Origin of the sequence: Methanocella arvoryzae MRE50 (genome assembly GCF_000063445.1) — an archaeon.
Classification (GTDB): Archaea; Halobacteriota; Methanocellia; order Methanocellales; family Methanocellaceae; genus Methanocella_A; species Methanocella_A arvoryzae.
Genome location: NC_009464.1, coordinates 855,779 through 868,995 on the forward strand (window position 1 = coordinate 855,779; position 13,217 = coordinate 868,995).

10 protein-coding genes are annotated in these 13,217 nt (G+C 57.7%); 5 read left to right on the forward strand and 5 right to left on the reverse strand.

The annotated features are described in order from the left end of the window. Window positions 1-58: 58 nt before the first annotated feature. The 3 genes from RCI_RS15675 to RCI_RS04435 all read right to left on the reverse strand — a co-directional run bounded on the left by RCI_RS15675 (window position 59) and on the right by RCI_RS04435 (window position 4,078). Window positions 59-2,491 carry an HD domain-containing phosphohydrolase gene (locus RCI_RS15675; RefSeq protein WP_012035199.1) on the reverse strand — a complete coding sequence of 811 codons (2,433 nt, stop codon included), beginning with the start codon at window positions 2,489-2,491 and terminating at the stop codon, window positions 59-61. A gap of 20 nt (window positions 2,492-2,511) precedes the next feature. Continuing rightward, on the reverse strand, window positions 2,512-3,696 hold the full coding sequence (locus RCI_RS04430) for a HEAT repeat domain-containing protein (protein ID WP_012035200.1): 1,185 nt from the start codon (window positions 3,694-3,696) through the stop codon (window positions 2,512-2,514). 214 nt (window positions 3,697-3,910) lie between these two features. Then, the gene (locus tag RCI_RS04435) at window positions 3,911-4,078 is read right to left on the reverse strand and encodes a KGG domain-containing protein (RefSeq protein WP_048198989.1); all 168 of its coding nucleotides are present in this window, start codon (window positions 4,076-4,078) and stop codon (window positions 3,911-3,913) included. 158 nt (window positions 4,079-4,236) lie between these two features. Between RCI_RS04435 and pscS the strand changes: the two genes are divergently transcribed. Then, window positions 4,237-5,391 (forward strand): O-phospho-L-seryl-tRNA:Cys-tRNA synthase, encoded by a 1,155-nt coding sequence (pscS, locus tag RCI_RS04440; RefSeq protein WP_012035201.1) that lies wholly within the window; start codon window positions 4,237-4,239, stop codon window positions 5,389-5,391. A gap of 5 nt (window positions 5,392-5,396) precedes the next feature. Further along, window positions 5,397-6,227, forward strand: a complete 831-nt coding sequence (locus tag RCI_RS04445; RefSeq protein WP_012035202.1) for an arginase family protein — start codon at window positions 5,397-5,399, stop codon at window positions 6,225-6,227. Window positions 6,228-6,232: 5 nt separating this feature from the next. On the opposite strand, the gene RCI_RS04450 is transcribed toward RCI_RS04445, so the two are convergent. Together RCI_RS04450 and RCI_RS04455 are read right to left on the reverse strand one after the other, a co-directional pair. Further along, window positions 6,233-7,342: a DUF5612 domain-containing protein gene (locus RCI_RS04450; protein WP_012035203.1), complete on the reverse strand. Its 1,110-nt coding sequence runs from the start codon at window positions 7,340-7,342 to the stop codon at window positions 6,233-6,235. Between the two features lie 63 nt (window positions 7,343-7,405). Further along, on the reverse strand, window positions 7,406-8,434 hold the full coding sequence (locus tag RCI_RS04455) for an S-methyl-5-thioribose-1-phosphate isomerase (protein WP_012035204.1): 1,029 nt from the start codon (window positions 8,432-8,434) through the stop codon (window positions 7,406-7,408). 791 nt (window positions 8,435-9,225) lie between these two features. On the opposite strand from RCI_RS04455, the gene RCI_RS04460 reads away from it, so the two are divergent. From RCI_RS04460 to RCI_RS04470, 3 genes are all read left to right on the forward strand, one after another. Then, window positions 9,226-10,443, forward strand: coding sequence for an FprA family A-type flavoprotein (locus RCI_RS04460; protein ID WP_012035205.1), 1,218 nt, complete (start codon window positions 9,226-9,228; stop codon window positions 10,441-10,443). A 42-nt stretch (window positions 10,444-10,485) separates the two neighbouring features. Further along, window positions 10,486-12,630, forward strand: coding sequence for a DUF3160 domain-containing protein (locus RCI_RS04465; RefSeq protein WP_231844941.1), 2,145 nt, complete (start codon window positions 10,486-10,488; stop codon window positions 12,628-12,630). Between the two features lie 124 nt (window positions 12,631-12,754). Continuing rightward, on the forward strand, window positions 12,755-13,207 hold the full coding sequence (locus RCI_RS04470; RefSeq protein ID WP_012035207.1) for a hypothetical protein: 453 nt from the start codon (window positions 12,755-12,757) through the stop codon (window positions 13,205-13,207). Window positions 13,208-13,217: the final 10 nt, after the last annotated feature.

The window sequence follows — 13,217 nt, forward strand, 5'->3', positions numbered from 1 at the left end:
CGATAAATAGCTTTTGTTGCCTATTGGTAATTACCGTAAGGAATCTGCTGCGAGCCGGTTACAGCCGGCCCGACCTGACAATCCCGGCGAAGACTTTGACTATCTCAGGATCAAACTGAGTGCCCGCATTGCGGAGGATCTCTTCCAGCGCGCATTCGTGGCTGAGGCCTTTCCGGTAAGGCCGGTCGGCGATCATGGCATCGTAAGAATCGGCGATGGCCATGATCCGGCATTCCAGTGGTATCTGGCTGCCTGAAAGGCCCGAGGGGTAGCCCGTCCCGTCATAGCGCTCGTGGTGGTGTCGAATCAGAGGTGCGATATGATTCATGTGGAGGGACCTGCTGGCGATGTTGGCCCCGATCTCCACGTGCGACCTCATGAGCACCCACTCATGCTCGTCCAGCTTCGCCGGCTTCATCACGATCTCGTCAGGCACGCCGATCTTGCCCAGGTCGTGCAGCCGGGCCAGCAGCTTCAGGTTAGCCCGGGCATCCTCGCCGAGCCCCAGCTCCGAGGCCATGGCATCCACTATCACCGTCAGCACCCGGGTATGGCCGTGGTCCATATAGTCTCGCTCAGAAAGGGACAGGAGGATCATATCGATGGATTTGGACCGGGCGTAGTCGTCCCGCTTCAGCTTGTGCTCGTACATCAGCCGGTCTGCCCGCTTATAGGCGTCGTAGAGGCTCTCGCCCGGATTGATGGCCGCTATGCCAGTAGAGATACTGAGGGGAGGGCCGGGTTGCCGTTCGTTGTAGCGCCGGATTTCTTCCCGCAGCAGCTCCAGCATCTTCCCCGCGGCGGCTTCGCCGCAGCCGGGGAGTAAAATGCAGAACTCGTCGCCGCCGGTCCGGCAGACATCTCCGGATGCGGAGAAAACGGCGGAGATCATGTTGCCCGCCACCTTAAGGTGCTGATCCCCTGCAGTGTGGCCCAGAGTGTCGTTGATCAGCTTGAGCCCATCGACGTCCGCCGCTACGATGCTGACCGGAAACGCGCTCGAAGCGCTTTCGAGGCGCCCCAGTTCCTGCTCGAAATACGCCCTGTTGTGCAAGCCCGTCAGCCCATCGCGATAGCTCATTTCCTGCAGCCTGCGCTCGCTCCGCTGCAACTCTTCCAGCGTGGTGTTGCGCTCGTTGATGTATTTCCCCTGCCGGAAGTTCTGAATCGCCAGCCGGGTCACTTTATCGGCCACCATGCTGAAGGTTGCCACAATCTGGTTAAGCTGGTGCTCCGTCATCCGGTGCACCCCTGCAATCAGGTTCCTGACGTCGGCCGGAGAAATACCCTGGTCTGTCAGAAGATCCTGAAGCTTTTCCCGGGCAGGCTCTCCGAGGCTCACCTGGCCGACGATCCAGAAGGCAGCCGGTTTGCCGTTTACTACCAGAGGTATGGCTACTTCGGTCATGCCGGTGCAGGGACAGGTACAGCGGGCCTGCTGTCCGGCATCTGCCCGCCCGGCCAGGTCCGTGATGCACTTGCCGCATATCTGTGCTGACACGGTGCCCGGGCGGGCGAGGCTTGAGCAGAGTGACGTTACGTTGCTGCGCTGGTTCAGCGGCGTCCCGCCCGGGGTCACGATTACTGCAGATACACCCATTGCAGCGGCCAGCGTGTCCTGCATCACCTGTATTTCCGGATCTGTGATCAGGTCTCTGAAATCGAGCGAGGAAAGGCCTGCCTCCGGGCTGGTAAGCGCAGAGATCAGGCGTTCCATCCGAGTTTCTGCGTACCGGCTGTCGGTGATATCCTGCAGGAGGATAACGTAGGCGAAAATGGCTCCGGCATCGTCGCTCCGCGGCGTGATAACTGCCAGCGAGAGACGTTTCTGCCCACGCCTGCTTATGGTAGCGAGCTCTGTGTTCGACCCGCCGGATCGAGTTACGCGTAGCAGTTCCTTAAGCTTCGTGAAATCGGCCTCGCCGGCCAGCAGCCCGGAAATGTTACAGCTTTTGAGGGCCCCATTCGAGTACTCGTAGGTCTCATAGCAAGCCCTGTTAGCGTATACGATCGTCCCGGCCCGGTCAATCATCAGCAGGCACTCGGGGAATGTATCGGCAATGTAGGATAGCTTGTTCACTTCGTCCTGCAGCCGGGCGCCGAGGTTGCGGGTGCGGTTCCGGGAGATCGTCTCCAGTATGGCGGCGATCGCCCCGCTTCCCGGGCACTGAAGTCCGGCTACCTGGACCAGTGCCCCGGAGAGCACATACTTGATGGCTTCGACGGGCATATCGCACCTTTCTGTGCCGGACATAACAATGACAGGCACCTGGGTGCCAGAGTTCTTCAAAAAGGCTATCGCAGCAGAGACAGATTGGTCACTGCCCAGCAGTACTGCATCAAAAGCCGTGTCTGCAGCCAGAAAGCATGCAGAGGCAACGTCGACGGCATGCCGGTAATCAAGCCCGGCCAGGGCTAAAGCTTCTCCGATTGCCGCTACCTCTGCCCCGTCGCCAGTAAGGAGCAATACATCGCCATTAATTCCGGCCAAAACTGAATCCTCGCCTGTTCTCAGCCCGCTTTTCGGCCACTATCGACTGAGGGCCGGGAACTTTTACCGGTGATCAGGAATTCTATAGCCCATGACGCTTCCTCGCGCACACGCTGGCTACTGTCCCGCAGCCCGGCTCTCAGCACCTCAACAGCCCGCTGATCCCCCAGCATGCCTAGAGAGGCGGCCGCGTGTGCTCTCACTTCGCTTCCCGGGTCTCCGAGAGCCTGGATCAGCGGCTCCACCGCCCGGACGTCGCCGATTTCCCCGAGGGCGGCGGCAGCCCGGCACCGGACTTGAGCGGACTCGTCTTTTAGCATCCTGATGACCGCCGGAGTCGCCCGCATATCGCGAATCCTTCCCAGGGCGCTGACACTGGCCTGCCTTATCCGCTCATCCAGATCGCCCGTGAGCGCGACGAGAGGCCCTACTGCCTGTAAATCGCCAATCTTGCCCAGCTTAGCCGCTGCGTTTACACGGGCAGAAACATCGCCGCCCCCAAGCTGCTTTATCCACTGTTGAACCTCTGCAGCCGGGATTTCCTGCCGTGCCGCAGGTTTTGCAACAGGTATGGAAATACTAACAGGGGCCGGCTGTGTCCCTGCAAATTTTTTCAGTGCCCTCGCTGCAGTCTGGCGAACGCTTTCATCCAGATCGGCCGTAGCCGCTGCCAGTATATCCCTGCATCCGTCGCCGCCGATTTTTCCCAGTGCCCAGATTGCTTCTCTGCGCACCCTCGGATCGGGGTCGCTCACAGCCCTCTTAACCGGCTCTATAGCTGCGGCATCCTGGATTCTTCCCAGGGCGCAGGCCGCTTCCCGCCGGACGTACCACTCCTCGCCGGTGAGCACGTCGATCAGGGCCTGAACTGCCCGGGAATCGCTGATCCAGCCAAGGGACTCAGCAGCGTTCCGCTGTCGGTACCCCTGCCGGTCCTTGAGAGTGGCTATCAGCGCATCGATCGCGGGCTTGCCGATTTTCCCGAGCGCCATGGAAGCTTCTCTGCGCACGGCGATGCTGCCATCGTCCAGGGCGGCTATCAAAGTGTCCACAGTACGGGGATCGCCGATTTCGCCCAGCATCCATGCGGCATCTTTACGCGTCTGAGCATCAGGAGCTGATGTTAAAACAGATAGCAGGTGATCAACATCTGAAACAGCGCTGGTCCGCCTGCCGCTCCCTGGAATGTCCTCGCTGACGCCCATAGAATCCCCGAATAACGAGCAAATTTCTATTGACCTGGCGATAAATAGTTTTGGTTATTTTTACCTAATTATGAATAATGAAGGGTTTCCTGTACAGGATATTTATTATAGTAATAACACCAGTAGTGGGGCTTATCAGAAAATGAGTAATCTAATGTCGGGCGGTCCTGTACAGCTTCAGCCTGCGAATAAATAAAACGGATGATACTCCGGCTTATTTTTCCTCCGACTCCTTACCCTTCTCGATGAGCTCTTTGACTCGCTGCCCGCCCTTATGGCCGCCGGCTTCGCCGCCCTTATGGCCGATCTCCTCGTAGAACTCGTGACCGTGAGTCTTCGCCGTCTTCTCGCCGCCCTTGTGGCCGGCTTCGCGTACCGTCATCTCCTTCTTTTTCTCCACCGTTATCACCGAGTGTTGCTTGTCACTCCGAACTGATTAACCTGCCCCGTATTATCGGCAGCCTGCGGCGAGAGACTACTCCTGCACACCTTTTTTAGCCAGACAAACTTAAATATCAGCACATTGAAACAACGACTGCAATGTCACAGGATCTTTCCCTCCAGAAGTTCGGCTTTATCAAGAGAGATACCCCCCGGACAGTCAACCTCGATCCCCTGCAGACCGGAGGCTTGCTGACCCCGGAGGCACGCGAGGCGCTGCTCGAGTGGGGCGACGGGTACTCCGTCTGCGACTACTGCGGCGGCATGCTCGACCAGATCAAAACGCCGCCTATCTTTGATTTCGTTCACAAATCCCTGCCGTCGTTCATCGGCATGGATCACGCCAGGGTGACCAACGGCGCGAGGGAGAGCAAGTTTGCCATCATGCATGCGATGACCAGCCCCGGAGACTGGATCGTCATGGACGGCAACGCCCACTACTCCTCGATCGTGGCGGCCCAGCGGGCCCGCCTCAACGTCAAGCTGGTGCCGAAGACCCCGGCCCCGGACTATAAGATCACACCGGAAGCTTATGCTGCAGCCATCGAAGAAGTGAAGCAGCAGTCCGGCAAACCTCCGGCTCTCGCCCTGCTGACCTACCCCGACGGGAGCTACGGTAACCTGGCAGACGCTAAAGCCATCACGAATTTGGCGCACGACTTCGGGGTACCCATTATTATCAACGGCGCCTACGCCATCGGCAGGATGCCGTTTAAAGGCAAGGATCTCGGAGCGGATTTCGTCGCGGGCAGCGGCCACAAGTCCATGGCAGCCTCCGGTCCCGTGGGAGTCCTCGGCGTAAACGAGCAGTATGCGGCCAAAGTGCTGCAGAAGTCCCCGACCCACAAAAACAAGGAGATCGAGTTCCTGGGCTGCACGGCAAGAGGCGCCACGATCATGACCATGATCGCCTCGTTCCCCGCAGTGGTAGAGCGGACGAAGCCGGAGAGCTGGGAAAAAGAGGTCAGCAATGCCCGGTGGTTCTCGGAGCAGATGGAATCTATAGGCATGAAGCAGCTCGGCGATAAGCCCCACAACCACGACCTGATGTTCTTCGAGGGCACCGTCTTCTACGACATCTCCCAGAAAACAGACAGATACTTCCTGTACAGGGAACTGAAGGAGAAGAGCATCCACGGAATCAAGCCAGGGCTGACGAAGAACTTCAAGCTCAGCACGCTGGGCGTCGGAAGAGAGAAGCTGGGCTTTGTGATGGATACGCTGAAGGACATCATCAAGAAGTACGACGGCTGAGCCTGATGGCATCTGGAACTCTAACCCTGGTTTTCCCCCAGTGGCAGGGCTCGGGGAACAGTAAAGCCACCTACTACGGTGCGAAGTACATCAAGGATAATCTGCTGAACGGCTCCTGCTACCGGGAAGTGCCGGTCGGCCCGGACGAGGGCCGACAGGAGAAGGGGATCAACGGATACGGGCATATCCTCAGCCATCTCGAAGGCGCATGTGAGATACTACGCCAGGAAACTCCGGATAAGGTATTTCTGATAGGAGGGGACTGCGGCACCGAGCTGGCGCCCGTCTCTTATTTGAACAAGCTGTACGGCGGCGATCTGGCGGTGGTATGGTTCGACGCTCACGGCGATCTGAACTCCCCTGCAACTTCCGTCTCACACAATTTCCACGGCATGCCGCTGAGATGCCTGCTGGGCGACGGAGATGAGGCTCTGGTGAAAAACTGTTTTTCGCTCCTGACGCCGGAGCAGGTGATCATGGCGGGGATCAGAGAGCTGGACCCGCCGGAGCAGAAGTTCATCGAGGAAAAGAACATCGACTGCGTCACTGTGGACGACATCATAGCCGATGCCAGGAAAATAGCCCGGATGGTACGTGAGAAGGGCTACAGCAATGTGTACGTACATATCGACCTCGACGTCCTGTACCCTGAAAAGTATCCATGGGTCCAGTGCCCGTGCGATAATGGAATAGATATGCCGGAACTCATGGCAGCTTTAACGGGCTTGAAAAAAGAACTGAATATTGCCGGCATCAGCCTCCTTGAATTGAGGCCCGGAGACGATATGGATGCAAGCTACCTCCGGGAACCGGTCAGCTTCTGCCGCTCCATATAAGATTTTTAGAACTTTTTGCCCCTGACGCGGTCGATATCGAACACGGCCGTCTTCGCCACATGCATGACGGCGAAGGTGCCTGCTTGAATGGGGTCGGTGACCACCAGATCGGCGACGTCCGGCACGCTGCCCGCCATGTTGAGGGAGATGATCGGCATGCCCTCGTCATGCAGCTTCTGGACTTCCTCGGAGATCCGGCCGCCCATGATGGAGCCGGCTAAAACGAGGATCTGGGCCCTGTGCAGTCTCTGGACAGCCTCGACTGCATCGGCCAGGTTATCTTCGCCCACCAGCGGAATAGTGTCGACACTGATACGCTCGCCCCTGAGGTTATGCCGGTCTGCTTCGCTGATGGCGCCCACGGCGACCTGTGCCACCTGGGCACCGCCGCCTATGATGATGACACGGGAGCCGAAAATGCGCTCCATGGGCGGGTGGAGGGAGACACCTTCGACCACGCCCATCTTCTCCAGGGCGACTACCAGGTCATCGATGTCCTTGACGTTCTCGACTTCGATGTAGAGGGAGGACTTCCCCTCGTTCTGGCCTTTGGTGATGATGAACTGTTGAGTATAAGTGATGTTGCCGCCGTGCTTGGCGATCATGCCGGCAACGTCCCGGAGGACGCCCGGCTTGTCCTTGCAGATGAGCAGAAGGGCAGACTTGCCCAGCAGCGCTGTGCTGCGGGAGAAGATGAGGTCGTAGTCGTTGACATAGTTGTCGATGTAGAGGACTTTCTCCGTCTTAGCAATCTTCATCTCCCAGCCTTCTTTGTCATAGACATCCAGCGTCCAGCCTTTGGCGCCGGGCTCTACGTCTTCCAGAAGATCGTTGAGCTGGGAAGAGGGCAACACAATCACATGTTCAGCATCTTCGCAGATGAGGACGAGGTGCTTGATGCTGAGATTGTTGAGGAACTCGGGCGGGATGGAGAAGTAGAAGTGGCCTTCCTTGTTTTTACTGTACCGCAGGATCAGCAGGTACTGGCCGTCCACCCTGTACACGTGCTGCAGGCCGGAAAGGTAGTACTCTTTCAGCTCCACTTCTTTCTCGATGATGTCGATGACGGCCTCTACGGCCCTTTTCATCTCCGGTGTGTTATAGCGATAGCCCATTTTGCTCCCCAGTTCTATACGTCATTAACATCTTCAACTTTTCTAGAGTCCTGAAGATGTCATTCACATCTTCAACTTTTCTATAGCCTTGAAGTCGAAAGGCGGCCTGAACACGCCTTCCTCAGTGATCAGCGCGGTCACGTTCTCCATCGGAGTGGCGTCGAACGCCGGGTTGAGCACCGGCACTCCGGCAGGAGCCAGCATCCGGCTGCCGCACTTTCGCAGCTCATCCGGGTCACGCTCTTCGATCACCACGTCGGCCTCCTTTCGCCTGAAGTCGAAGGTAGAGAGAGGGGCTGCCACATAGAAGGGGATGCCGTGAGCTTTCGCCAGCACCGAGTGAGTGTAAGTGCCGATCTTGTTGAAGACCGCGTCCTCGACGATGCGGTCAGCCCCCACGATGACGGCGTCCACCAGTTTTTTCCGCATCACGTAGCCGGCCATATCGTCGGCAATCAGCGTCACCGGGATCTTATCTTCGGCCAGCTCCCAGGCCGTGAGCCTGCTGCCCTGGTTGAGCGGCCGGGTCTCGCACGATATGACCTTTATATTTTTACCGGCTTCCACCGCAGAGCGAATGACGCCCAGGGCTGTGCCCCAGTCCACGCAGGCCAGGCGGCCGGCGTTGCAGTGCGTCAGCACCGTGTCTCCGTCTTTCAGAAGCTCCGCCCCGTGCATGCCGATCTCCCGGCATCGCTGCACGTCGTCCTCCGCCAGCATCTTCGCCTCTTCGAGGGCAATATTGCGAATGTCCTGCACGTTGTCTGCGTCGAGAGCCCTGTCGAGGACGCGCTCCACACCCCAGGAGAGGTTGACCGCCGTAGGCCGGGCATTTTTGAGCTTGAGCGCCTCAGCCCGGAGCTGCTTCACGAAGCCCGGCACGTCCTTAGCCTTGATGTTGCGGGCGATCAGAGCCACACCATAGCCGCCGGCAGCGCCGAGCGCGGGGGCTCCACGAACCCGCAGGGTAATGATAGCCTCGATCAGGCTCTGCAAGTCCCGGATTTCGAGCAGCGCCAGCTTTTCGGGCAGCAGCGTCTGATCAATGATGGTTACGCAGTTTTTCTTCTGATCCCAGTCTATCGTGCGCATTAGAGTGTAAGTAAGTAAAACTAGTTAAAAACCTTTGGATATGCTCATCAATAATGGCCGGCGCCATGCCGCCTTGTTATTAGTTCGCAAAGAGTCGGGTGATGATCGGAACCTTGATCAGGCATAATTGAAAGTTGGCCCTGTATAGGTCGAAAATACCGCCAGGCACGCCAAGGAGCCAAGCACTCGCCTTATGAAAAATGTGGTATTCAGGTAGAGGCTATGAAAAATTAATAGTTGGCCCTGTGTGAGTCAAAAATACCGCCAAGAGCGCCAAGGAGCCAAGCTCGCCAAGAGCTATTTTCATGGAACGCCAAGAGCTAATTTTAATGGAACGGCAAGAGGCCAGGCACGCTAGAGACGTTTTCGATCGGAACCACGCCGATCATTAAAATTATTGCCTGGCGTCCCATGAAAAATCTGGGTCCGGGAGGTGTTGAGAGGTCGGAGGGGAGGTCGGAGAGGTTCACGGAGTTTGGAGAGGATACGTTCAAGCTGGGAGGTCATGGAGGTCATTGAGTTCAGAGAGGAGGTTATGTGAGGTACCCGGAGGTCAGAGAGAATTTACTTAAAAAATCCTCCCAAACCTTTCCACACTCCCGGACCTCCTCTCAGACCTCGCAACCCTCTCCAACCTCCCAGTTTGAAAATCCTCCCCCGCCTCCCGGGAACTCCCCGACCTCCAGAGGTTTTCATCTTGCTCTTCAGACATAAATAAGGCAAGCGTTTCGGGATACTTCCAGACTAATTATATAAATGTGTCAATACAATCTTGCTATAGAGGATCTTTGATGAAGCCATACTACGTTGCCATGATTGAGAAGGACGTCTACTGGGTGGGGTCCAGGGACTGGAACCGCAGGATGTTTGATGCGCTCATACCGCTGCCGCAGGGGACGACGTATAACGCTTACCTTGTGGTGGGCAAGAACTCGACCGCCCTCATTGACACTGTGAATCCCGGCTTTCACTCTGAGTTGTGCGACAAGATCAACTGCGTCGGCGACGTGTCGAAGATCGACTACCTGATCATGAACCACGCCGAGCCCGATCACGCCAGCGCCATACCCGTCATCCTCGACGCCAGCAAACAGGCGGTGCTGGTAACGTCTAAGAAGGGGGCGGAGATGGCTGCCACCTACTTCAAGGTACCGGAGGAGAGGATGAAGATCGTGGGAGACGGCGACAGCCTCGAGCTGGGAGGTAAGACTTTGCGCTTCATCGAGGCCCCGTGGCTGCACTGGCCGGAGACGATGTTCACCTACCTGAGCGAGGACCGTATCTTATTCCCCTGCGACTTCTTCGGCGCCCACACGTCGGTCGGACTCTACGACGACGAGGTTCAGGATCTGATGCCGCTGGCGCAGCGATATTTCGGGGAGATCATGATGCCCTTCCGGCGCATGGGAGCAAAGGCCATGGAAAAGATCAAAGGTATGGACATCTCCATCATCGCCCCCAGCCACGGGCCGATCTACCGGAACCCGCAGCGTATACTGGAGGAGTATCGCAGGTGGACGGCAGGAGAAACCAGGCAGAAAGCCCTGATCGTCTACGCCAGCATGTGGGGAGCGACCGAAAAGATGGTGAAGGCGATGGAGGAAACGCTGTCCTCGGAAGGCATCGAAGTCCGGATATTCAACCTGGCCATAGCGGATGTCGGGGACATAGCCAGAGAACTCGTCGACTCGAGGGCGATCGTGCTCGGCTCGCCGACGCTGATCGGAGGCATGCACCCGCTGGCCACCTATGCCACCAGCCTGGTTAACGTCCTCAAGCCGCCCGCAAAATATGCGGCCTTCCTGGGCTCTTACGGCTGGGGAGGCGGGGCGCTGAGACAGGCGCAGGAGATGCTTCACCCCACAAAGATGGAGATCATGGGGGCTGTCGACATTCACGGCCCGCCGGGGGACGACGAGATAAAGCGAGTGGCCGAGCTGGGCAGGCAGCTGGCCGGCAAGATCAAGGGCAGCGAAGCAACAATAGCTACAAGCTCAGCCGTAGCTTAAGTAACCTATATCATCGCCTGCGCCGAATAATAATTGATCGATATGACTGACGGCAGGATGAACAGGCGAAAATTTCTAAAAGCGGCCGGCGCAGCATCGGCGCTCTTCCTGGGCTCGGGCGTGCTGGGCTGCATCAGCGCAGACACAAGGACTCCGGGCACGCTGCCCGGCACCAGCCCGACGTACACCATAACAGGCAACGTGGCGACGAAGTTCGCGGAGTTCGCCCCGGTGCCGGTCGGCGTCACGCCATCTCTCCCGGCTTACACCGTATCCGACCTTGCGGCAGTAGCTGGCGCAGATAAAGTAAGCCTCGACAGCGCTGGAAAAGACCTGCTGACACGGAACCTGTTCATCGCCCGGCCATCCCGCTACGACCAGGTGTACGAGATCTACAAGCACTGTAAAGACTCCGGCACTCCCGTAATCGTCACCTCTGACTCAGTGCTGCACACCTACCATATTCTCTTCGACTACACCCTGCGCATACTCGAAGTGGACAAGTTCAGCCCGGCGGCGACGGAGATGACGCAGTTGCTTCTCCGGGAATCCCTGGCCCAGCTGAATGCGGGCATCCCCGAGCTCAAGGACCTGTCCGTGAAGAATGTTGCCTTCTTCGCCGTGGCCCAAAATCTGCTAGCGGACTCCTGGGACAGCGTTCCGGCTGAAGCCAGAAGCCTCGCAGAAGCAGAATTAAAGCTTATCGAAGCCCACGAGGGCTTCGCCGACTCGCCCATTTTCGGCATGAAGGAGGACTACAGCCAGTATGTGCCCCGGGGCCACTATACCCGGAACGACACCCTGAAAAAGTACTTCAAGGCCATGATGTGGTATGGCCGCATGTCGTTCAGCCTGTACAGGCAGCCGGGCGCAGAGCCGGACCTGGACAGCACCAGGCAGGCGATCATGATCTCGCTGGCGCTGAAAGACAGAGCGCTGGATCTGTGGAAGTCGGTCTACGACCCGACCGTGTTCTTCGTGGGGGAGACGGACGACCTGTCCATCTACGACTACATGCCGCTGATCCGCGAAGTCTTCGGCAGCCAGGTCTCGCTGGCCGACCTCAAGGACGACGGGAAGGTGCAGGCCTTCATTGAAAAGGCCGCAGCCCTGAAGGCGCCGAAGATCATCTCGGGCCTGATCGTGGACTCGGAGAACAAGAAGGTGCTGAAAGGCTTCCGGCTGATGGGCCAGAGGTTCATCCCGGACTCGTACATCTTCCAGGGCCTGGTCTACGACAAAGTGGGCACACAGGGCAATCCGAGAACCTTCCCCATGGGCCTCGACGTCATGGGAGTGCTGGGCTCAGAGAGGGCTTACGAGATCCTGGACAAGGTCTACGGGCAGACAGAGTATCTGAATTATAAGGAACAGTTCGAGGCGCTGAAAGCAGAGTTTGCCGCCCTCGGCGCGGAGGACTGGACTCAGAATCTCTACTGGTGCTGGCTGTACTGCCTGCTGGCCCTGCTGAACGAGAAGGGCGAAGGCCACCCGTCGTTCATGACCAATCAGGCCTGGGTGGACAAAGACCTTAATACAGCGCTGGGCAGCTGGACCGAGCTGCGGCACGACACGATTCTGTATGCCAAGCAGAGCTACGCAGTCCTGACCTCCATGCCGATCGAGCGGGAAGAAGCGAAAGGCTACGTAGAGCCGAACCCAGAGCTGTACGGCCGACTGGCGTCGCTGACGAAGATGACGATCGACGGGCTGACGTCGAGAGGATTACTTGTAGACGAGTTCTCGCAGAAGCTGGAGAACCTGCACAACCTCCTCGTCTCCCTCAAAGAGATATCGGAAAAAGAGCTAACGGGGACTACCCTGTCCGAGGACGAGTACTGGCTCATCAAGAACATCGGCGGCACCCTCGAAAGCATCGCCACCTTCTCGGCCGAAACCTCTGAAGCGATCGAGAGCGAGGCGGACAAGAAGATGGCCGTCGTGGCAGACGTCCACACCGACCCGAACACGGGCATGGTGCTCGAAGAAGGGGTGGGCAAGCCATACGAGCTACTGGTCATCGTGCCGATCGAGGGTAAGCTGACGCTGGTGACTGGTGCATCGTTCAGCTATTATGAGTTCAAGCACCCGATGAGCGATCGTCTGACAGATGAGGCGTGGCAGGCCATGCTGGCGGAGGGCAAGGCACCGGAACCGCCGGAGTGGACGAAGAGCTTTGCAGGATGAATTATATTTTTCTTATTTCATCGTTTTTTAGGCATGCCTCGGTAGCCTGTCTTATGTTTGTACCCACAACCGTTGCGTTAGCAACCACTAAATATTTATGTTCTCCTAACTAATTCTGTCACTAATGGAAGGGGATATAAAGGATATTGTGCTGGCGCGGCTCGAGCGGCGCCTGAAGGATAAGGATGAGGAGATCCGCTCGCTGAGGGAGCGCATTTTAAAGATGGAGTCGGAAGACCCCAATGACGTTAAGGCACTGGAGGCGAGAGTGACACGCCTGGAGTCAGAGTTGATGGAGACCCAGCTGGCGCTCTCTGAAACCCTGAAGAAAATGTGCAACGTTGAGGCGCTTCTATCAGAGCTGATGGAGAAGACCTCGGAAGACGACGGCGTGATAGAGCTGTCGGACCCGGATCTGGTGCTGGACGGGCAGAAGAACCCGCATGGCCTGGAACTGTACGACAAGTATGTGGCAGCGAAAACAGACCCGGCAAGCCTTATGAAGGAGATCGAAAAGGAGAACAAGGGCACTCCCGGAGACGCGCTGAGCTTCTTCAAGGTCTCTAGAAATACCTGAGCGTCCCGTC